Origin of the sequence: Phycicoccus sp. CSK15P-2, from assembly GCF_016888005.1 — a bacterium.
Taxonomy (GTDB): domain Bacteria; phylum Actinomycetota; class Actinomycetes; order Actinomycetales; family Dermatophilaceae; genus Phycicoccus.
In genome coordinates this window covers 56547-77026 of sequence record NZ_JAFDVE010000029.1, presented here as the reverse complement: position 1 = coordinate 77026, position 20480 = coordinate 56547, and the positions used below count along the sequence as shown (strand labels likewise).

Here is a 20480-nt window from a genome sequence, read left to right as displayed (position 1 = left end):
GCCTACGGCTCGATAGGGTCTCTCCTCGTGAGCCTCCCCGCAGCGGTCCTCTGGGACATGGACGGAACCCTGGTGGACACCGAGCCGTACTGGATCGCCGCGGAGCACGCCATCGTCGAGGAGGCCGGCGGGACGTGGAGCGACGAGTTCGCCCATCAGCTCGTCGGAAACGACCTCATGGTCTCGGCGCGGTTCATCCGCGACCACTCACCGCTGACGTGGGAGCCCGAGCGGATCGTCGAGGTCCTCCTCGACCGGGTCGTGGCGCAGGTGCGTGAGCACGTGCCCTGGCGCCCGGGTGCGCGTGATCTCCTCGCGGCGCTCGGCGAGGCCGGGGTCCCGTGCGCGCTCGTGACGATGTCGTGGCGCTCGCTCGCCCTCGCCGTCGTACAGGCCCTCCCCCCAGCGGCCTTCGCCGCGGTGGTCACGGGGGACGAGGTCGAGCACGGCAAGCCGCATCCGGAGCCCTACCTCGCGGCGGCGCGGCTGCTCCGGGTCGACCCGGGGCGCTGTGTGGCCATCGAGGACAGCCCGACCGGCGTGCGCTCGGCCGTGGCCGCAGGCGTACCGACGGTGGCCGTGCCGCACGTCGTCGCCGTGCCCGAGCTCGCCGGTTCGGTGCACGTCGACGGGCTCGAGGGGGTGACCCCCGAGCGGCTGGCCGCGCTGGCGGCGTCAGTCGTCGGCGAGGTCGGCGGCGCCTGACCGGGCGGGGTCGAGCGCGATGAGCCCGGCCCCCTCGGGCAGCGGCGGGGGAGTGCCGCCGAACTCCGGGCAGTACCCCCGGAAGTCGCACCAGTCGCAGAGCCGGGAGGTGCGCGGCCGCCAGTCCCCGGTGCGGGCCGCCCGCACGACGGCGTCCCAGATGGCTCGCACGTTGCGCTCGACCGCCCGCAGGTCGCGCTCGTCCGGGACGTAGCGTACGACCTCGCCGTTCCCGAGGTAGACGAGCTGGAGCATCGTCGGCACCGCGCCGTGCAGCCGCCAGAGGACGAGGGCGTAGAACTTCATCTGGAACAGCGCCTTGGCCTCGAACAGCTCGCTCGGGGAGCGACCCGTCTTGTAGTCGACCACCCGCATGGCGCCGTCGGGGGCGATGTCGAGGCGGTCGACGTAGCCGCGCAGGGTGAGGCCCTCGACCTCCGTCTCGACGTACAGCTCACGGGCCGCGGGCTCCAGCCGGGTGGGGTCCTCGAGGTCGAACCACTGCTCGACCAGCGTCCGTGCGCCCGCGAACCAGGACGCCTCGTCGAGCGCGTCGTCGTCCTCGATCATCGCCCCGAGCTCGGGACGCTCCTCGACCAGTGCCCGCCATCGCGGCTCCAGCAGGGCCACCGCGGCGTCCGCGGTGCGCTCGGCGGCCGGGAGGTCGAACAGGTGCTCGAGGACGGCGTGGACGAGCGTGCCGCGAGCGGCGGCGGGGGAGGGCGGCCCCTCGAGCTTGTCGACCGTCCGGAACCGGAACAGCAGCGGACACTGCTTGAAGTCCGCGGCACGGCTCGGCGAGAGGGCAGGCGTCATACGGTCACGGTAGGCGCCGACGCCGACAGGGTCACGTCACCACTCCCAGGACCCCCGCGCTCCCGGCATCCGTCTCCGACGGCGTGCCGGGCAGACGGCGGGAACAGAGGGGGTCAGTCGTCCGGGGTGTAGCCGAGGTTCGGGGCGAGCCACCGCTCGGCGGTCGCGACGTCCCAGCCCTTGCGCGCGGCGTAGTCCTCGACCTGGTCCCGCCCGAGCCGACCGACCACGAAGTACTGGCTCTCGGGATGCGAGAAGTACCACCCCGAGACCGAGGCGCCGGGCCACATGGCCATGGACTCGGTGAGGCGGATCCCGGTGCGTTCCTCGCCCCCGAGCAGGGCCATGAGCGTCTCCTTCTCGGTGTGGTCCGGGCACGCGGGGTAGCCGGGGGCGGGCCGGATCCCGCAGTAGCGCTCGGCGATGAGCCCGGCGCTGTCCAGCCGCTCGTCGGCTGCGTACCCCCACAGGTCGGTGCGGACCCGCTGGTGCAGGCGCTCGGCGAAGGCCTCGGCCAGGCGGTCCGCGAGAGCCTCCAGCATGATCGCCGAGTAGTCGTCGAGGTCGTCCTTGAACGCCTGCAGCCGGTCCTCGAGGCCGAGGCCGGCCGTCACCGAGAAGGCGCCGACGTGGTCCTGCGGCCCACCCCGGGGGGCGACGAAGTCCGAGAGGCACTTGTTGGCCACCCCTTCACGGTGCTGCCCCTGCTGGCGCAGGCCGTGCAGGGTGGTGAGGACGGTGTCACGGTCCTCGTCCGTGTAGACCTCGATGTCGTCACCAGCCGATGCAGCGGGGAAGAGGCCGACGACACCGCGGGCGGTGAGCCAGTGCTCGCGCTCGATCCGGTCGAGCATCCGCTGGGCGTCGGCGTAGAGGCTCCGGGCCTCCTCGGACGTCGTCGGGTTGTTGAGGACGTCGGGGTAGCGCCCGCGGATCTCCCAGGCGAGGAAGAACGGGGTCCAGTCGATGTACTCGCGCAGCTCCGCGACCGGGAAGTCCTCCCAGACCCGGGTGAACTGGGTGGCCGCCCGACGCCAGGGACTGCCCTCGGGCGCGCGCCACTGGTCGCCCTCCTGCTGGGCGAGCAGGTGCGGACGGTGCGGGCGCACCGACGACCAGTCGATGCACGGCGCGTTCTTCCGGGCGACCTCGAGGCTGACGAGAGGACGGTCCCCGGCCTTCGCGGCGTGCCGCTCGCGCAGGCTCCGGTACTCCTCGGCGACACCCGCGAGGAAGCCGTCCCGCTGGGTGTCCGAGAGGAGCTGGCTGACGACCGGGACCGAGCGCGAGGCGTCCTTGACCCAGACGACCGGCCCGGAGTACTGCTCGTCGACCTTGACCGCGGTGTGCGCCTTCGAGGTCGTCGCCCCGCCGAGGAGCAGCGGGACCCGGAAGTCCTGCCGCTCCATCTCCTGGGCGACCCGGACCATCTCGTCCAGGCTCGGCGTGATGAGCCCGGAGAGCCCGACGACGTCGGCGTCGTGCTCGCGCGCGGCGTCGAGGATCCTCTCGGTCGGGACCATGACCCCGAGGTCGACCACCTCGTAGTTGTTGCACTGGAGGACGACGCCGACGATGTTCTTCCCGATGTCGTGGACGTCGCCCTTGACCGTCGCCGTGACGACGGTGCCCTTGGTGCGCTTCGGGCCCGACTCCTGCTCGGCCTCGATGAACGGGACGAGGTGCGCGACCGCCTTCTTCATGACCCGGGCCGACTTCACGACCTGGGGCAGGAACATCCTCCCGGAGCCGAAGAGGTCGCCGACGACGTTCATGCCGTCCATGAGCGGGCCCTCGATGACCTCGAGCGGGCGGCCCCCTGCCTCGTCGATCTCGAGCCGCAGCGCCTCGGTGTCGTCGACGACGTGGTCGTCGATGCCCTTGACGAGCGCGTGGGTGATCCGCTCGCGCAGCGGGAGCTCACGCCACTCCTCGGCAGCGGCCTCCTGCACGGCGCCGTCGGACCGGAACTCCTCGGCGAGCGTGATGAGGCGCTCGGTGGCCTCCTGCGGGTCGTCGACGCGGTTGAGCACGACGTCCTCGATGGCGTCGCGCAGCCGCTCGTCGACGGTGTCGTAGGGGACGAGCGCGCCCGCGTTGACGATGCCCATGTCCATCCCCGCGCGGACCGCGTGGTAGAGGAACACGGCGTGGATCGCCTCGCGGACGACGTTGTTGCCGCGGAAGCTGAACGAGACGTTGGAGACCCCGCCGGAGACGTGCGCGTAGGGGAGGTTCTCGCGGACCCACCGGGCGGCCTCGATGAAGTCGGTCCCGTACGCGGCGTGCTCCTCGATGCCCGTGGCGACCGCGAAGACGTTGGGGTCGACGATGACGTCCTCGGGTGGGAAGCCGACCTCGTCGACGAGGAGCCGGTAGGCCCGCTCGCAGATGTCCTTGCGGCGCTCGAGGCTGTCGGCCTGGCCGTCCTCGTCGAACGCCATGACGACGACCGCCGCGCCGTACTTCCGGGCGAGCCGGGCGTGCTCGAGGAAGGGCCCCTCACCCTCCTTCATCGAGATCGAGTTGATGATCGGCTTGCCCTGGGTCACCTTGAGCCCGGCCTCGATGACCTCCCACTTGCTCGAGTCGACCATGACCGGGACCCGGCAGATGTCCGGCTCGGACGCGACGAGCTTGAGGAAGCGGTCCATCGCCGCGACCCCGTCGATCATGCCCTCGTCCATGTTGACGTCGATGACCTGGGCGCCGTTCTCGACCTGCTGCCGGGCGACGGACAGGGCCGTCGGGTAGTCCTCGTCCCGGATGAGCCGCCGGAAGCGGGCGGATCCGGTGATGTTCGTTCGCTCGCCGATGTTGACGAACAGGCTCTCCCGGTCGACGACGAGCGGCTCGAGGCCCGACAGCCGCAACGCCGGCGCGAGCTCGGCGGGCTCGCGCGGCGTCCCCCCTGAGGCCGCGGCCCCGATGGCCGCGACGTGCGCGGGGGTCGTGCCACAGCAGCCGCCCACGATGTTGACGAGTCCGGACTCCGCGAACTCGCCGACGACCTCGGCCATCGCCTCGGGCGACTCGTCGTACTCGCCGAAGGCGTTCGGCAGCCCCGCGTTGGGGTGGGCCGAGACGAAGCAGTCGGCGAGCCGGGACAGCTCGGCGACGTACGGCCTCAGCTCGGCGGCGCCCAGCGCGCAGTTGAGCCCCACCGACAGCGGGCGGACGTGCCGCACCGAGTACCAGAACGCCTCGGTGACCTGGCCCGACAGGGTCCGTCCGGAGGCGTCGGTGATCGTGCCCGAGACCATCACCGGCCAGCGGCGACCGTGCTCCTCGAACAGGGTCTCCAGCGCGAAGACCGCAGCCTTGGCGTTGAGCGTGTCGAAGATCGTCTCCACCATGAGCAGGTCGGCTCCGCCGTCCAGGAGCCCTCGGGCCTGCTCGAGGTAGGCCCCCACGAGGTCGTCGAAGCCGACGTTACGGGCGCCCGGGTCGTTGACGTCGGGGGAGATGGACGCCGTGCGGTTGGTCGGGCCGAGCGCCCCGACGACCCACCGCGGCCGGTGCGGGGTGCGGTCGGTGGCGGCGTCGCAGGCTTCCCGCGCGAGTCGCGCCGAGGCCACGTTGAGCTCGTAGGCCAGGTCCTCCATCCCGTAGTCGGCCAGAGAGATGCGCTGGGCGTTGAACGTGTTGGTCTCGACGAGGTCGGCCCCGGCCTCGAGGTAGGCCGCGTGGATCTCACGGATCGCCTCGGGCCGGGTCAGCGAGAGCAGCTCGTTGTTGCCGCGCAGGTCGCTCGGGTGGTCCGCGAACCTCTCGCCGCGGTAGTCCTGCTCGGAGAACCCCCGCGCCTGGATCATCGTGCCCATCGCGCCGTCCAGCACGAGGACCCGCTCGCGCAGGGCCGTCGTCAGGGCAGCAGTGGCGTCGGGTCGGTGCTGGGGGTCCACGGCTCGGTCAGGGTCCTCTCGGGACGTCGTCGGGTGCGGCAATCAGTATGCCGGGCGGCTCGCGTAGGGTCCTCGCATGTCCACCGCACCCCCGGCGCCGCCCGGCGCACTGCGGCTCGGACGGGTCGCCGGTGTCCCGGTCTTCCTCGACCGCACGTGGCTGTTGCTCGCGGTCGTCATCGCCTTCCTCGGCTGGCAGGCGGGGTCGGGGCTCGGGACCGGCTACGCACTCGCCTACGCCGCGTGGCTCGTCGTCAGCATCGTCGTCGCGGTGCTCGGGCACGAGGTGGGTCACGCCGTCACCGCGAGGATCCTCGGCTTCCGGGTCCACCGGATCGTCGCGACGGTGTGGGGCGGGCACACCGCCTACGACTCCACCGGCGCGACCCCTGGCCGCACGGCCGCGGTGGCGCTCAGCGGGCCCGCGGTCAACGCGTCCCTCGCGCTCCTCGGCGGGGTGTGGTCCTCCGTCGTGGGCGGCGTCGCGAGCGACTTCGCGTGGTCGTTCACCCTGATGAACGGCATCCTCGCGCTCTTCAACCTGCTGCCCGGCCTCCCGCTCGACGGCGGCGCCGCCGTGCAGTCGCTCGTGTGGGCGGTCACCGGCCGCCGCGACACCGGGCTGCAGGTCGCGGGCCGGCTGGGCCAGGTCGTGGCCGTCGGTGTCGTCGCCTGGTTCCTCGTCCGGCCGCTCGTCCGCGGGGACAGGCCGGACCTCTTCGACGCCGGCCTGGCGCTCGTCATGGGTTGGGTGCTCTGGTCAGGGGCGACGTCCGCCATCCGCCGGGCCCGGCTCGAGCGCGTCATCGACACCGTGCACGTCGGCGACGTCGCGCAACCGGCCGTGGTGCTCCCCGGCGAGACACCCCTGGCCGAGGCACGAGTGCACGACGCCGTCGTCGTCTGCGAGGACGAGCACGGTCGTCCCACCCTCGTCCTCGCGGCCGGTGAGGCCGACGCCGCCGGCCCGACGACCCCGGTCGGTGCCGTCGTCACCCGGATCCCGGACGGCAACGTGGTCGAGACCGGCCCGGAGGGCAGCGTCGGCCCGGTGCTGCGCGCCATGGCCGGCAGCCGGAACGGTCTCGTCGTGCTCACCCGGGAGGGTTCGGTGTGGGGCGTGACGAGTGCCGGGGCCGTGGAGGCGGCGGCGAGCGGGTCGCGCCGACGCACCTAGACTCGCGCCATGACCGCCACCGGAGCCGAGCACCGGCGCGGCCCGTTCACCGAGGGCGACCGTGTCCAGCTCACCGACCCCAAGGGGCGCCTGCACACGATCACCCTGACGCCCGGCAAGCAGTTCCACACGCATCGCGGCCACCTGCGGCACGACGACCTCATCGGCGCCCCGGACGGCTCCACCGTCACGAACACGGCGGGCGTCGAGTACCTGGCCCTCCGCCCGCTGCTCTCGGACTGGGTCATGTCGATGCCCCGCGGCGCCGCCGTCGTGTACCCGAAGGACGCCGGCCAGATCGTGCAGATGGCCGACGTCTTCCCGGGCGCGACGGTCGTCGAGGCCGGTGTCGGCTCGGGTGCGCTGTCCATGTCGCTGCTCCGGGCCGTGGGGGACCACGGGCGGGTGCTGTCGTTCGAGCGGCGTGAGGACTTCGCGGACATCGCGCGGGCCAACGCGCGGGAGTTCTTCGCCGGCGACCACCCCGCCTGGACCGTCACCGTGGGCGACCTCGTCGAGGCGCTGCCCACCACCGTCGGGCCGGGCACCGTCGACCGGGTCGTCCTCGACATGCTCGCCCCGTGGGAGTGCCTCGACGTCGTGTCCGAGGCCCTCGTCCCCGGGGGCGTCCTCATCTGCTATGTCGCCACGACGACACAGCTGTCGAAGGTGGCCGAGGCGATGCGCGACCACGGCACGTTCACCGAGCCCCAGGCCTGGGAGTCGCTCGTGCGGGGCTGGCACCTCGAGGGCCTGGCGGTCCGTCCCCAGCACCGGATGCACGGGCACACCGGGTTCCTCGTGACCACCCGCCGCCTGGCCCCCGGGACGACACCGCCCCTGCGCAAGCGCCGCCCGGGCCGCGGCTACGTGACGACCGACGACGCCACCGACGCCGACTGGACGCCGGAGAACGTCGGTGAGCGGGTGCCGTCCGACAAGAAGGTGCGCAAGGTCCGCCGTTCGGTCACCGGAACGTCCGAGGTCTGAGGATGCCCGCGGGTTATCGTCGGGTATGAGCACCGATGAGCCCCGCGACGAGCAGCGGAGCCGGGAGCGGCTGGACGCCGAGCGCAGGTCCCTGGAGGCCGAGCTCGCCGCCCTGCGCGCGCGGGGAGAGGCCGGCCCCGGCCAGGTGCGCGCCATGGAGCGCGACCTCGCATCGCTGCGCTCCCAGACCGCCACCCTCTCGGCCCAGAACGAGCGGCTCGTGCGGACCCTGCGCGAGGCCCGCGAGCAGATCGTCACCCTGAAGTCCGAGGTCGACCGTCTGGCCCAGCCCCCCGCGGCCTACGGAACGGTCGTCCAGCTCTTCGACGACGGCACGGCGGACATCCTCACGAGCGGCCGGAAGATGCACGTGGCCGTCAGCCCGTCCATCGAGCCAGCCACTCTCGCCCCAGGGCGCGAGGTCATGCTCAACGAGGCGATGAACGTCGTCGCCGCGCACGGGTACGAGACGGTCGGCGAGGTCGTCCTGTGCAAGGAGGTCCTCGAGGACGGCCGGGTTCTCGTGGTCGCGCAGGCCGACGAGGAGCGGGTCTGCAGGGTCGCGGCGTCGCTCGAGGACGTCACGGTCCGCGCCGGTGACGCCCTGCTCCTCGAGCCCCGCTCGGGCTTCGTCTTCGAACGCATCCCGAAGGCGGAGGTCGCCGACCTCGTGCTCGAGGAGGTGCCCGACATCGGCTACACCGACATCGGCGGGCTCTCGGGCCAGATCGAGGCCATCCGCGACGCCGTCGAGCTGCCCTACCTGCACCCCGACCTCTACACCGAGCACATGCTCAAGCCTCCGAAGGGGGTCCTGCTCTACGGACCGCCCGGCTGCGGGAAGACGATGATCGCCAAGGCGGTGGCCGCCTCGCTCGCGCGCAAGGTCGCCGAGAAGGAGGGCCGGGAGCCGGGGAAGTCGTACTTCCTCAACATCAAGGGCCCCGAGCTGCTCAACAAGTACGTCGGCGAGACCGAGCGGCACATCCGGCTCATCTTCCAGCGGGCTCGGGAGAAGTCGAACGAGGGCTACCCGGTCGTCGTGTTCTTCGACGAGATGGAGTCGCTGTTCCGCACCCGGGGGTCCGGCGTGTCCTCGGACGTCGAGACGACGATCGTCCCGCAGCTGCTCGCCGAGATCGACGGCGTCGAGGGTCTCGAGAACGTCATCGTCATCGGCGCCTCGAACCGCGAGGACATGATCGACCCCGCGATCCTGCGGCCCGGGCGGCTCGACGTGAAGATCAAGATCGAGCGCCCGGACGCCGAGGCGGCGCGCGAGATCTTCGCCAAGTACGTCACGGTCGGGCTCCCGCTGCACCCGGACGACGTCGCCCAGAACGGCGGGTCCGACGACGCCACCGTCGAGGCCATGATCGAGGCCGTCGTGCTGCGGATGTACAGCGAGGAGGAGGACAACCGCTTCCTCGAGGTCACCTACGCGGGCGGCGACAAGGAGATCCTCTACTTCAAGGACTTCAACTCCGGCGCGATGATCCAGAACATCGTCGACCGGGCGAAGAAGATGGCGATCAAGGACTTCCTGAACACCGGGCAGCGCGGGTTGCGGGTCGACCACCTGCTCGGATCGTGCACCGACGAGTTCCGCGAGAACGAGGACCTGCCGAACACGACCAACCCCGACGACTGGGCGCGCATCTCCGGGAAGAAGGGGGAGCGGATCGTCTACATCCGCACCCTCATCAAGACGAAGGAGGGCGCTGAGCCCGGCAAGTCCATCACGAACGTCGCGAACACCGGCCAGTACCTCTGACCCGGCCACCGGACTCTTCTTTCTCGCCTGGTGCCAGAACGTTGCGTCATGCCCCGAGACGTTCGGGGGGCGTGACCGACCCTTCCGGCACCAGGCGGGAAAGCTGCCGGGACGGGGTCGTCAGGCCTCGAGGGCCTGCCAGGTGTCGGAGCCGACGATCCCGTCGACGACGAGGCTGCGCGAGCTCTGGAACGAGCGGACCTTGCCGTCGGTGCCGGAGCCGAAGATCCCGTCGACCGTCGTCGAGAAGCCCTTGGCGGACAGGCAGGTCTGCACGCCGCGCACGGCGTCACCGGAGGACCCGGACCGCACCGTCACCACGAGGGCCGTCCAGGTGTTCGTCCCGACGATCCCGTCGACGGCCAGCCCCTGGGAGGACTGGAAGGAGCGCACGGCACTGGCCGTGCCCGACCCGAAGATGCCGTCGGCAGAGAGCGACTGGCCGCGCTGGCGCAGCAGGTACTGCGCGGTGCGGACCCGGAAGCCCGAGTCGCCCGAGCGCACCGTCGTCCAGGCGATCGGCTCGGGGTCCGGGGTGCCACCGCCCCCGCCGAGGCTCGCCGCCAGCGAGGTCAGGCGTGAGTCGCCCGGCGGGACGTTGATCTCGAAGTGCATCTCGTCCTTGCGGCCCGAGTAGTCCCCGCCCCAGCGGACGACGCCGTTGCACCGGTCGAGGACGGCCCGGATCGCCGACACCTGCGCGGCGGTGAACGTGCCGGACGCGCCGAGCGGGTGGTCGGGGGCGTTGCAGTCGACGGCCGTCCCGCTCGAGTGGTTCGACAGCGTCGTGCTGCCGGAGATCTCGCGGTAGCTGTGGCCCCAGCATCCGGGGGAGTAGAGCGCCTCGACGGTCGAGTCGAACTGCCGGGCGACGTAGCGCAGCACGGTGTACACGTCCCCGGTCCGCACCCCCGCGGGGAAGGTGGCGGCGCCGACCGAGACGGACGAGAGCGGCACCTCGCTCGACGTGCCGGCCGGCCAGCCGTTCTGCGAGGTGGCGGCGACCGCGGTGGTGGCGGTGGCCGCGATGCCGCCCCCGGCGACGAGGAGGCCCCCGGCTCCCCGGACGAGGGTCCTGCGTCCGACGAGACGGCGGCTCGGCTGGGTGGTGGGCGAGGTGTGCGACGCGCACATGGGACAACAGCTCCTCGGAAGGTCACGGGACGGTAACAACCGATATGACGCTACGAGGTCGGGCCCGAGGGCTCCACCCGGGGAGTGCGCCGATTCCGTCGTCGGGGCACATCCACCCAGGTCGGAGCCTGTGGGTAAGAAGTTCGCAAAGACGGCGCGGGACCGGGCCGCGTCGGGTCCGCCGGGGGCCGAGGAGTCAGCCGGGAAGGAGGCGCGCGACGACCCGCCATCCCACGAGGAGGACCGTCAGGACCACCGTCGCGACGACGACGAACGACGGCGCCGTGCCCTGGGCGGCGACGGCCCGCAGGACCATCCCGAGGAGGACCGTCGCGGCGACGACGACCGCGCCGTACGCGAGGCTGCGCGGCCCGGAGTCCAGGACCATGCTCGCCACCAGCCAGCCCGCCGCGGTGCCCACGAGGAAGGGCAGCGCCGTCCGGAGCACTCCGGCGACGTCCACGCCGTCGGCGTGCGACCGGCGGCCGAGCGCGGCGAAGACGAGCACGAGGAGGACGTCCAGGACCGCCGGGAGGACGCGGCTCACCCGCCCACCTTCTCGAACAGCGAGCGCTGCCGCGGCGGGGCATGGGTGGGGTCGACGCCGTCGAAGAGGCTCGAGACGGACTCGCCCTCGTGGATACGCTTGATCGCCTCCGCGAACAGGCCGGCGACCGACCTGATGCGTAGCTCGGGCCAGTGCGGGGGAGCGGGCACGGTGTCGGTCGTCACGACCTCGGTGACCATCGGGTGCCCACGCAGACGCTCGACCGCCGAACCGGAGAACAGCCCGTGGGTGCAGGCGACGGCGGCCTCGGTGACGCCCTCCTCCGCGAGCCGGGTGAGGAGCTCGACGATGCTCCCTCCCGTGGCGATCTCGTCGTCGAGGACGATGGCGCGCTTGCCGGTGACGTCGCCGACGATCGAGTCGATGACGACGCGGTCGTCCCCGAGCCGCTTCTTGGAGCCGGCCGCGACCGGCAGACCGAGCAGCCGGGAGAACTGGGTGGCGTCCTTGGCGTTCCCGAGGTCCGGCGAGACGACGACGCTGCCGTCGAGGTCCTCGCCGCGGAAGTGCTCGGCGAGCTCGCCGAGCGAGGTCAGGTGGTCGACGGGCACGGAGAAGAACCCGTGCACCTGGGGGGCGTGCAGGTTCATCGTGATGACGCGGTCGACGCCCGCCGTGGCGATGAGGTCGGCGACGAGCCGCCCTCCGAGGGAGATGCGGGAGGCGTCCTTCTTGTCCGAGCGGGCGTAGGCGAAGTGCGGGATGACCGCGGTGACCATCGCCGCCGAGGCGCCACGGGCGGCGTCGACCATGAGCAGGAGCTCCATGAGCGAGTCCTGGGTCGGGGGCACGAGCGGCTGGACGATGTAGACGTCGCGCTGGCGGCAGTTGGCCAGGAGCTGCGCCTGGAGGCAGTCGTTGCTGAACCGGCTGGTCACCGACTCCGACAGCGGCACCCCGAGGGCGTCACAGATGCGATGTGCGAGCTCGTGGTGCGCCGACCCCGAGAAGACCACGATCTCGCGCATGGGGTCAGGCTACTGTCCGGGCCAGGGCTCGGGACACCTCCGTGACCAGCTCGGCGCGCTGCTGCCGCCCGACCGGTGTCGCCCCGGGCATCGACGCGAAGCCGTGCGGGACCCGGAGGTAGTTGGTGACCCGCACCGGGACACCCGCCGCCTCGAGCGCCTCGGCGTAGCGCAGGCCGTCGTCGCGGATCGGGTCGACGTCGGCCGTCTGCACCAGGGCCGGGGGCAGGCCCGTGAGGTCGCCGAAGAGCGGGGACACGAGGGGGTCTCGCGGGTCATGGCCGGGCGGGAGGTAGTGGTCGAGGTAGGCGTGCACGGACCGGCGGGTCAGGATGGGCGCGTTCGCGTGCTCGTGCAGCGACGGCGAGGACAGGGTGAGGTCGGTGGCGGGATAGACGAGCGCCTGGTGTCGGATGTTCGGCATCCCGTGGTCCCGGAGCACCTGGGCCACCACTGCGGCCAGGTTGCCGCCCGCGGAGTCGCCCGCGACCGCCATCCGGCTCGTGTCGGCCCGCAGGACATCGGCGTTGGCCGCGACCCACGTGGTGGCGTCCACGCAGTCGAGGGCCGCTCGCGGCGCACGGTGCTCGGGAGCCATCCGGTAGTCGACCGACACCACGACGGCGCCGACCCCGGCCGCAAGCAAGGTGCACACCGGGTCGGCCTCGACCACGTTGCCGAGGACCCAGCCGCCGCCGTGGAACCACATGACGACCGGAAGGTCGGCTCGCGAGTCCGGCGCGGACCGCGGCCGGTAGACGCGCAGGGGGATGGAGTGCTCGTCGCGGGCGGGCGCCGTGCCGTACGTGATGCCGACCGCGGGGTCGACCGCACCGGTGACGCGCCGGGACACGGCGTTGCGGGGGATCCGCGTGGCGCGGGCCCGCTGGATGCCGGCCTCGTCGAGGGTCTCGACCGCCGGCAGGGTCGCGTCGACGACCATCGACACGAGCGTGGTCAGAGGGGACAGTCCGCGGTAGCTGTGCACGGCGTCAGTATCGTCGAGGTATGACCGTCCGGCGCGTGATGGGGATCGAGACCGAGTACGGGATCGTCGTCCCCGGGGACCCCGCGGCCAACCCGATGGTCGCGTCGGGGGATGTCGTCAACGCCTACGCCCGCTCGCGCGGCATCCGGCCGGCGCGGGCGAGCTGGGACTACGCCGACGAGGCGCCCCTGCGGGACGCGCGCGGCTTCGACATGGGCCGCGGCCAGGCCCACCCGAGCCAGCTGACCGACGTCGAGGACCCGACCCTCGCCAACGTCGTCCTCACCAACGGGGCCCGCCTGTACGTGGACCACGCCCACCCCGAGTACTCCTCGCCCGAGGTGACGACGCCCCGCGACGCGGTGACCTGGGACCGCGCCGGCGAGCTCGTGATGCGCGAGGCGGTCGAACGCCTCGCCACAGTGCCGCCGGGCGTGAACCTCTACAAGAACAACACCGACGGCAAGGGCGCCAGCTACGGCACCCACGAGAACTACCTGATGTCCCGCGCGACGCCGTTCGCGTCCGTCGTCAAGCACCTCACGCCGTTCTTCGTCGCCCGCCAGGTCATGTGCGGCAGCGGCCGGGTCGGTATCGGCGTCGACTCACGCACCCCCGGGTACCAGATCGCGCAGCGCAGCGACTTCTTCGAGGTCGAGGTGGGGCTCGAGACCACCCTCAAGCGGCCGATCATCAACACGCGGGACGAGCCGCACGCCGTGGCCGACCGCTACCGGCGGCTCCACGTGATCATCGGCGACGCCAACCACGCCGACGTCGCCAACCTCCTCAAGCTGGGCACCACGTCGCTCGTCCTCGCGATGGTCGAGGCCGACGCCCTCACCGACGACCTCGGGGTGCGGCGCCCGGTGCAGACGCTCCACGAGATCTCGCACGACCCCACCCTGCAGACCAAGGTGGAGCTCGCCGACGGCCGCCGGATGACCGCCGTCGAGCTGCTCTGGGAGTTCCACGACCGTGCGGCCGCATTCGTCGAGGACCGTTCCGGGGGCGAGCCCGACCCGGACACCGCAGAGGTCCTGCACTGGTGGTCGACCGTGCTCGACCGCCTCGGACGCGACCCCATGGAGGCCCGACGCGAGGTCGACTGGGTCGCCAAGCTCGCCGTGCTCGACGGCTACCGGGAGCGGGACGGGATGGGATGGGACGACCCACGGCTCAAGGCCGTCGACCTCCAGTGGTCCGACGTCCGCGCCGACCGCGGGCTGGCCCACCGCCTCGCCGCCGCCGGACGGCTCGAGGTGCTCGTCGACGACGACGCCGTCCGCAGGGCCGTCTCCGCACCTCCGTCCGACACCCGTGCCTGGTTCCGGGGCGCCTGCCTCGAGCGCTTCCCCGAGAGCGTCGTCGCGGCGTCGTGGGACTCGGTGATCTTCGACGTGCCCGGCGCTCGGATGCTCCAGCGGGTGCCGATGCTCGAGCCCCTGCGCGGCACCGAGGAGGCCGTGGGGGACCTCGTGCGCGGTGCTCCGGACGCGGCGTCGCTGCTTCGGGCCCTCGCGACGGTGGCCGAGACCCCGGCCGACCCGCAGGGCCCGGACCCCGCACCCTGACCGTCCGGCATGTGGGCGTGACGGGCCGGGCGGTCGACACCTCGCCGGACAACCCGACCCTCCGACTAGGCTCGGAGGACGTCCCGACACCAGGAGGGTGACCATGCCCGGTCAGGAGCAGATCAGGCCGCAGCGGCGCGACGGCGAGCCCGACGACGCCGACGCGCCCGAGCCCGCCGCTGCCGCCACGAGCGCCCAGACGAGCGAGATCGACGACATCCTCGACGAGATCGACGGCGTCCTCGAGACCAACGCCGAGGAGTTCGTCCGCGGGTTCGTCCAGAAGGGTGGCCAGTGACGGCAGCCGACGGCTCCGCCCGCCTGCCGGGGGCCTACCTCGTGCCGGGGTCGTCCTCGTTCACCGACTTCCTCGGGGCGCACGCCCCGGAGCTCCTGCCGTCGCACCGCACCGTTCCGGCGGGTGCCGCGGTGGAGGCACCCCACGGGACGACCATCGTCACCGTCACCTTCGACGGTGGGGTGGTCATGGCGGGCGACCGGCGCGCGACGATGGGCAACATCATCGCCAACCGTGACATGGAGAAGGTCTTCGCCACCGACGAGTACAGCCTCGTGGGGATCGCGGGCACGGCGGGCCTGGCCATCGAGCTCGTCCGGCTGTTCCAGGTCGAGCTCGAGCACTACGAGAAGATCGAGGGCACGCTGATGTCCCTCGAGGGGAAGGCGAACCGGCTGGCCTCGATGATCCGTGGCAACCTCGGGATGGCGATGCAGGGGCTCTCGGTGGTCCCGGTCTTCGCCGGCTGGGACCTCGGGCAGCAGCGTGGCCGGATCTTCAGCTACGACGTCACCGGCGGGTGCTACGAGGAGCAGGACCACCACAGCGTCGGCTCCGGCTCCCTGTTCGCGCGGGGCGCCCTCAAGAAGCTGTTCCGTCGCGCGATGTCCGCCGACGACGCCGTCCGGGTCGCCGTCGAGGCGCTCTACGACGCGGCGGACGACGACTCGGCCACGGGCGGACCGGACGTCGGCCGGCGCATCTGGCCCACCGTCGGGACGGTCGACCCGGGCGGCACCCGGTTCGTCGACGACGACGTGCTGGCAGGCGTGGTCGACGCCGTCATCGCCGACCGCAGGGACGACCCGGGAGGTGCCCGATGACGGCCGGCATGCCGTTCTACGTCTCGCCCGAGCAGCTGATGAAGGACCGGGCGGACTTCGCCCGCAAGGGCATCGCCCGGGGGCGCGCCGTCATCGTCCTGCAGTACGACGGCGGCATCGCCTTCGTCGCGGAGAACCCCAGTCGCGCGCTGCACAAGGTCTCGGAGATCTACGACCGGATCGCGTTCGCGGCGGTCGGCAAGTATCCCGAGTTCGAGAACCTGCGGGTCGCCGGGGTGCGCTACGCCGACCTGCGCGGCTACTCCTACGACAGGTCCGACGTCACCGCTCGTGGGCTCGCGAACGCCTACGCGCAGACGCTCGGCACCGTGTTCACCCAGGAGTCCAAGCCCTACGAGGTCGAGATCGTCGTGGCCGAGGTCGGCCGGGCGCCCGACGAGGACCAGGTGTACCGGCTCACCTATGACGGCTCGGTCGCCGACGAGCACGGGTTCGTGGCCATGGGCGGGGGAGCCGAGCAGATCGAGGCCGGCCTGCGTGAGGCCTGGCAACCGGGCATGCACCTCGGTGACGCGCTCACCCTCGCGGTGCGCCTGCTCGGTGCCGACCCCAACGGCGGCGACAGCCGCACCCTCGCGCCGGAGCAGCTCGAGGTGGCGGTCCTCGACCGGCACCGCCCGCGGCGGCGGTTCCGGCGGGTCCAGGGCGACCTCCTCGAACGGCTCCTGTCGGCGGACGACCCGACGGCCGACGTCCCCGAGGGCGACGACGACGACTCCACGCGCAGCGCCGCGACGAACCCGCAGACGCAGCGGCCCGACCAGGAGGGTCCGGGCGAGTGAGCACCCGCGGGACGCGCCGCATCATCGGGATCGAGAACGAGTACGGCATCACGTGCTCGACCGCCGGGCAGCGCACCCTGACCCCGGACGAGGTCGCGCGCTACCTGTTCCGCAAGGTCGTCGCGTGGGGCCGGTCGAGCAACGTGTTCCTCACGAACGGGTCCCGCCTCTACCTCGACGTCGGCTCGCACCCCGAGTACGCGACCGCCGAGTGCGACTCGGTGCGTCAGGTCGTCGCCCACGACCGCGCGGGGGAGCGGATCATCGAGGGGCTCGTCGTCGACGCCCAGGCCCGGCTGCGCGACGACGGCGTCTCCGGGGACATCTACGTCTTCAAGAACAACACCGACTCCGCAGGCAACTCCTACGGGTGCCACGAGAACTACCTCGTGACGCGCGGCGGTGAGTTCCAGGCCCTCTCCGAGACACTCCTGCCCTTCCTCATCAGCCGCCAGCTCACCTGCGGGGCCGGCAAGCTCGTGACGACCAGCAAGGGCGCCTCGTACGCCCTGAGCCAGCGGGCGGACCACATCTGGGAGGGCGTGTCGTCCGCGACCACCCGCAGCCGGCCGATCATCAACACCCGCGACGAGCCGCACGCGGACGCCGAGCACTACCGGCGCCTGCACGTCATCGTCGGGGACTCCAACATGGCCGAGCCCACGACGATGCTCAAGGTCGGGTCGGCCGACCTCGTGCTACGGATGATCGAGGCGGGCGTCGTCATGCGCGACCTCACGCTCGAGAACCCCATCCGGGCCATCCGGGAGATCTCGCACGACCTCACCGGGCGCCGCACGGTCCGGCTGGCGAACGGCCGGGAGCTCTCGGCGCTCGACCTCCAGCGGGAGTACCACGCGAAGGCGGCCGAGTTCGTGGCCCGCGAGGGGGCCCAGGACGCCCTCCACGGACGGGTCCTCGACCTGTGGGACCGCACCCTGACCGCGGTCGAGACCCAGGACCTGGGGCTCGTCGGGCGGGAGATCGACTGGGTCGTCAAGTACCGGCTCCTGGACGATTACGCGACACGCCAGGGGCTCGACCTCGACCACCCCCGGCTGGCCCAGATCGACCTCGCGTACCACGACATCGACCGCAGCCGAGGGCTCTTCTACCTCCTGCAGCGACGCGGCCGGGTCGACCGCGTCGTCTCCGACCCGGAGATCTTCGAGGCCAAGGTGCGTCCGCCGCAGACGACCCGGGCCAAGCTGCGCGGCGACTTCATCCGGGCGGCGCAGCAGCACCGTCGCGACTTCACCGTCGACTGGGTGCACCTCAAGCTCAACGACCAGGCGCAGCGCACCGTCCTGTGCAAGGACCCCTTCCTCGCCGAGGACGCACGGGTGGACCGGCTGGTCGAAGGGATGTCCACCCCCTGACCGCCGCCGACGCCCGTCCAGGCCGCTCACAGGCTCCGATGCGAGAGTTCCCATCTCCCGCGACTATCGTGGACGGACGTTCTCGCCGCTCGCCGGCACCCCCCGACCGAAGGTTTGCCGTGTCCCGCCTCAGCCGTGCCCTCCCCGCCGCCGCCCTCGTCGGTGCCCTCGCCCTCTCCGCCTGCGGCGAGGAGACCGCCTCCGAGCCGGCGGCCGAGGTCACCGGGGTCGAGGTGACCGGCGAGGCCGGCGCCCAGCCCGAGGTCACCGTCGAGGCGCCGCTCGAGGTCGCGAGCACCAGCTCGGAGATCGTGACCCCGGGTGACGGCGCCGAGGTGGCGCAGGACGACCTCGTCTCGGTCCAGGCGGTGCTCGTCAACGGCACCGACGGCGAGGTCCTCACGAGCACTTGGGAGCAGGGCCCGGTCGGCCTCGACCTCGGCGACGAGCAGCTGTTCACCTCCTTCCGGTCCCAGCTTCCCGGCAAGACCGTCGGCTCCCGCGTCGTCATCGCCTCGACCTCCGCGGACGCCTTCGGAGAGCAGGGGAACGAGCAGCTGGGCGTCGCGAAGGACGACCCGGTCGTCTTCGTCGTCGATGTGCTCGGCGCCACCCAGGTGCTCGACCAGGCGCAGGGCAAGGAGGTCGCACCCGAGAAGGGTCTGCCGACCGTCGAGATGAAGGACGGCGAGCCCGCCGTCATCACCATGCCGAAGGACGCGAAGGCGCCGGAGAAGACCGTCGTGCAGCCGCTCATCGAGGGCGAGGGTGCGAAGGTCGAGGAGGGCCAGACCGTCCGCGTCGCCTACACGGGGGCGCTGCTGCGCAACGGCGAGGTCTTCGACTCCAGCGCGAGCCGTCCCGAGCAGCCGTACTTCGACTTCGCCGTGGGCCAGGGCCAGGTCATCAAGGGCTGGGACACCGGCATCGCGGGCCAGCCGGTCGGCAGTCGGCTCCTCCTCGTGATCCCGCCGGCCGAGGGCTACGGCGACGCCGGGAGCGGTGACAAGATCAAGGGCGACGACACCCTCGTGTTCGTCGTCGACATCCTCGCCGCCTACTGACCACCCGCATCCGCGACCCAGGAGATCCCGTGAGCGAGCCCACGAAGCCCGAGATCGACTTCCCCGGCGACGAGCCGCCGGCCGACCTCGTCGTCGAGGACATCACCCTCGGTGAGGGGTCCGAGGCCACCTCGGGCAGCACCGTGTCCGCGCACTACGTCGGTGTCGCGCACTCCACCGGCGAGGAGTTCGACGCCTCCTGGAACCGCGGGGCCCCGTTGGAGTTCCGGCTCGGCGTGGGCATGGTCATCGCCGGCTGGGACGAGGGCATCGCGGGGATGAAGGTCGGGGGCCGCCGCAAGCTGACCATCCCGCCGCACCTCGGCTACGGGGAGCGGGGCGCCGGTGCCGTCATCAAGCCGGGGGAGACACTGATCTTCGTCGTCGACCTCATGGACGTGAGCTGACGGTCGCCGCATACGCGCCCGCGGCGGCCGCGGCCAGGAACGGCGCCGGGTCGTCCGAGAGGCCCCGGCCCATCGTCGACAGCGGGACCGGCGACTCCTCGAGTGCCTCGCGCAGTCCCGTCACCGGCACCTCGACGGCCGTCAGTCGCGTGCGGGCCGATGCCACCAGCTCATCCAGCTGGCGCCGCACGAGGGCGTCGAGCCCCGCGTCCGGCAGGGTCGTGACCGGCACGTCCGCAGGCGCGAGCAGGGCACGCCCGTAGGCTGTCCTGCTGTGGTGGCTGATGCCCCGGTGCCGCTCGCGTGCGTCGGCGCCGGCGACCCGCAGCGAGGCCACTCCGCGTCCACCGAGCACGTCTGCGGCGTGCAGCGCCTCCGCGGCGGCCACCCCGGAGTAGCCCCATGTCGTCCCGGTGCCGACGTTGCCCGGGCCCTGGGCCACGACGACGACGTCGGCACCGACGACGTGTCGTGCCGCGAGCAGGCCGGTGTGCACCGTGACAGCCTCGTGGTCGCCACCGAAGGCCTGCCCGACGGTCAGCGTGGCCGCGAGAACCCCCGCCTCGCGCAGCCCGGCGACGGCACGGGAGAACGCCGCGGGCAGCGCGCCACCGTCGGTCATGACGTAGGCGACCCGGGCGTCCGGGCGTGCGCTGCGGACCCCCGCGACGACGGCCGGCAGCGCGCTGTGCAGGTCGGCCACGACCACCGGCGTGCCGGCGAGGTCGTCGGCGTCGCGCAGTGCCTCGTGGTGCGGGCTGTCCTGCTCGTCCACGGCCAGGAGCATCTGCTGCACCGGGGTGTAGCGCGCCTTGACGATGTGGCCCGCACCGGGGGCCGGGTCCGGCGGGAGACGGTCGGCGCGGGCGACGACGAACGCGAGCCCGCCGGTGCCGAGACCTCGCAGCAGCGCGGACGCGTTGAGGAGGACCCGCTCGCCCACCGCCGGCGCACCGGTGACGGTCGTGTACGCGAGGCCCCGGACCTCGTCCACGCCGTCCTCGAGCGCCACACGGAGCTCGACCGCCCCGGGCCACTCTCGGACCTGACCGACGACCTCTCCGGCGCGCCACTGCATCACGTCGGGCAGCGTAGCCGTCGGGTAG

The 20480-nt window shown here is 72.3% G+C and carries 18 protein-coding genes; 11 read left to right on the top strand and 7 right to left on the bottom strand.

Annotated elements, in window-relative coordinates; translation table 11 throughout:
* Positions 1 to 27: 27 nt before the first annotated feature.
* Complete coding sequence (locus tag JQN72_RS16365; RefSeq protein WP_307812771.1) at positions 28 to 705, top strand: HAD family phosphatase; 678 nt, start codon at positions 28 to 30, stop codon at positions 703 to 705.
* Here JQN72_RS16365 and JQN72_RS16360 read toward each other — a convergent pair.
* Positions 676 to 1521 carry a PD-(D/E)XK nuclease family protein gene (locus JQN72_RS16360; protein ID WP_204136200.1) on the bottom strand — a complete coding sequence of 282 codons (846 nt, stop codon included), beginning with the start codon at positions 1519 to 1521 and terminating at the stop codon, positions 676 to 678. The two genes, JQN72_RS16365 and JQN72_RS16360, sit on opposite strands and share 30 nt — an antisense overlap.
* A 113-nt stretch (positions 1522 to 1634) precedes the next feature.
* Positions 1635 to 5426 (bottom strand): methionine synthase, encoded by a 3792-nt coding sequence (gene metH / locus JQN72_RS16355; protein WP_374190902.1) that lies wholly within the window; start codon positions 5424 to 5426, stop codon positions 1635 to 1637.
* A gap of 76 nt (positions 5427 to 5502) precedes the next feature.
* On the opposite strand from metH, the gene JQN72_RS16350 reads away from it, so the two are divergent.
* The 3 genes from JQN72_RS16350 to arc all read left to right on the top strand — a co-directional run bounded on the left by JQN72_RS16350 (position 5503) and on the right by arc (position 9367).
* On the top strand, positions 5503 to 6603 hold the full coding sequence (locus tag JQN72_RS16350) for a site-2 protease family protein (protein WP_204136198.1): 1101 nt from the start codon (positions 5503 to 5505) through the stop codon (positions 6601 to 6603).
* Between the two features lie 9 nt (positions 6604 to 6612).
* Positions 6613 to 7593: a tRNA (adenine-N1)-methyltransferase gene (locus JQN72_RS16345; RefSeq protein ID WP_204136197.1), complete on the top strand. Its 981-nt coding sequence runs from the start codon at positions 6613 to 6615 to the stop codon at positions 7591 to 7593.
* 154 nt (positions 7594 to 7747) lie between these two features.
* The gene (gene arc / locus JQN72_RS16340) at positions 7748 to 9367 is read left to right on the top strand and encodes a proteasome ATPase (protein ID WP_239100788.1); all 1620 of its coding nucleotides are present in this window, start codon (positions 7748 to 7750) and stop codon (positions 9365 to 9367) included.
* Between the two features lie 120 nt (positions 9368 to 9487).
* Here the strand turns inward: arc and JQN72_RS16335 are convergent, their stop codons facing one another.
* The 4 genes from JQN72_RS16335 to JQN72_RS16320 all read right to left on the bottom strand — a co-directional run bounded on the left by JQN72_RS16335 (position 9488) and on the right by JQN72_RS16320 (position 13025).
* Positions 9488 to 10501 (bottom strand): peptidoglycan-binding protein, encoded by a 1014-nt coding sequence (locus JQN72_RS16335; protein ID WP_204136195.1) that lies wholly within the window; start codon positions 10499 to 10501, stop codon positions 9488 to 9490.
* 196 nt (positions 10502 to 10697) lie between these two features.
* Entirely contained in the window at positions 10698 to 11048 is a 351-nt protein-coding gene (locus JQN72_RS16330) for a DUF3054 domain-containing protein (RefSeq protein WP_204136194.1), read from the bottom strand.
* Positions 11045 to 12037 carry a ribose-phosphate pyrophosphokinase gene (locus tag JQN72_RS16325; RefSeq protein WP_204136193.1) on the bottom strand — a complete coding sequence of 331 codons (993 nt, stop codon included), beginning with the start codon at positions 12035 to 12037 and terminating at the stop codon, positions 11045 to 11047. The genes JQN72_RS16330 and JQN72_RS16325 overlap by 4 nt, the downstream gene beginning before the upstream one ends.
* Before the next feature lie 4 nt (positions 12038 to 12041).
* Positions 12042 to 13025 (bottom strand): alpha/beta hydrolase, encoded by a 984-nt coding sequence (locus JQN72_RS16320; protein WP_307812769.1) that lies wholly within the window; start codon positions 13023 to 13025, stop codon positions 12042 to 12044.
* A gap of 20 nt (positions 13026 to 13045) precedes the next feature.
* Between JQN72_RS16320 and dop the strand changes: the two genes are divergently transcribed.
* From dop to JQN72_RS16285, 7 genes are all read left to right on the top strand, one after another.
* On the top strand, positions 13046 to 14599 hold the full coding sequence (gene dop / locus JQN72_RS16315) for a depupylase/deamidase Dop (RefSeq protein WP_204136192.1): 1554 nt from the start codon (positions 13046 to 13048) through the stop codon (positions 14597 to 14599).
* Positions 14600 to 14702: 103 nt separating this feature from the next.
* Entirely contained in the window at positions 14703 to 14897 is a 195-nt protein-coding gene (locus tag JQN72_RS16310; RefSeq protein WP_204136191.1) for a ubiquitin-like protein Pup, read from the top strand.
* Positions 14894 to 15721: a proteasome subunit beta gene (gene prcB, locus JQN72_RS16305; protein ID WP_204136190.1), complete on the top strand. Its 828-nt coding sequence runs from the start codon at positions 14894 to 14896 to the stop codon at positions 15719 to 15721. The genes JQN72_RS16310 and prcB overlap by 4 nt, the downstream gene beginning before the upstream one ends.
* On the top strand, positions 15718 to 16524 hold the full coding sequence (prcA, locus tag JQN72_RS16300) for a proteasome subunit alpha (RefSeq protein ID WP_204136189.1): 807 nt from the start codon (positions 15718 to 15720) through the stop codon (positions 16522 to 16524). The genes prcB and prcA overlap by 4 nt, the downstream gene beginning before the upstream one ends.
* The gene (gene pafA / locus JQN72_RS16295; protein WP_204136188.1) at positions 16521 to 17903 is read left to right on the top strand and encodes a Pup--protein ligase; all 1383 of its coding nucleotides are present in this window, start codon (positions 16521 to 16523) and stop codon (positions 17901 to 17903) included. Before prcA ends, pafA begins: the two co-directional genes overlap by 4 nt.
* Before the next feature lie 119 nt (positions 17904 to 18022).
* Positions 18023 to 18967, top strand: a complete 945-nt coding sequence (locus tag JQN72_RS18995; RefSeq protein WP_204136187.1) for an FKBP-type peptidyl-prolyl cis-trans isomerase — start codon at positions 18023 to 18025, stop codon at positions 18965 to 18967.
* Positions 18968 to 18996: 29 nt separating this feature from the next.
* Positions 18997 to 19374 (top strand): FKBP-type peptidyl-prolyl cis-trans isomerase, encoded by a 378-nt coding sequence (locus JQN72_RS16285; protein ID WP_204136186.1) that lies wholly within the window; start codon positions 18997 to 18999, stop codon positions 19372 to 19374.
* On the opposite strand, the gene JQN72_RS16280 is transcribed toward JQN72_RS16285, so the two are convergent.
* The gene (locus tag JQN72_RS16280; RefSeq protein WP_307812767.1) at positions 19358 to 20455 is read right to left on the bottom strand and encodes a DUF3866 family protein; all 1098 of its coding nucleotides are present in this window, start codon (positions 20453 to 20455) and stop codon (positions 19358 to 19360) included. The two genes, JQN72_RS16285 and JQN72_RS16280, sit on opposite strands and share 17 nt — an antisense overlap.
* Positions 20456 to 20480: the final 25 nt, after the last annotated feature.

Excerpts from the sequence above, each read along its gene's own strand:
- prcA (WP_204136189.1), top strand. The coding sequence starts at position 15,718 with ATGACGGCCGGCATGCCGTTCTACGTCTCGCCCGAGCAGCTGATGAAG.
- arc (WP_239100788.1), top strand. The coding sequence starts at position 7,748 with ATGGAGCGCGACCTCGCATCGCTGCGCTCCCAGACCGCCACCCTCTCG.
- JQN72_RS16360 (WP_204136200.1), bottom strand. The coding sequence starts at position 1,521 with ATGACGCCTGCCCTCTCGCCGAGCCGTGCCGCGGACTTCAAGCAGTGT.
- JQN72_RS16350 (WP_204136198.1), top strand. The coding sequence starts at position 5,503 with ATGTCCACCGCACCCCCGGCGCCGCCCGGCGCACTGCGGCTCGGACGG.
- JQN72_RS16310 (WP_204136191.1), top strand. The coding sequence starts at position 14,703 with ATGCCCGGTCAGGAGCAGATCAGGCCGCAGCGGCGCGACGGCGAGCCC.
- dop (WP_204136192.1), top strand. The coding sequence starts at position 13,046 with ATGACCGTCCGGCGCGTGATGGGGATCGAGACCGAGTACGGGATCGTC.
- JQN72_RS16345 (WP_204136197.1), top strand. The coding sequence starts at position 6,613 with ATGACCGCCACCGGAGCCGAGCACCGGCGCGGCCCGTTCACCGAGGGC.
- JQN72_RS16335 (WP_204136195.1), bottom strand. The coding sequence starts at position 10,501 with ATGTGCGCGTCGCACACCTCGCCCACCACCCAGCCGAGCCGCCGTCTC.
- JQN72_RS16325 (WP_204136193.1), bottom strand. The coding sequence starts at position 12,037 with ATGCGCGAGATCGTGGTCTTCTCGGGGTCGGCGCACCACGAGCTCGCA.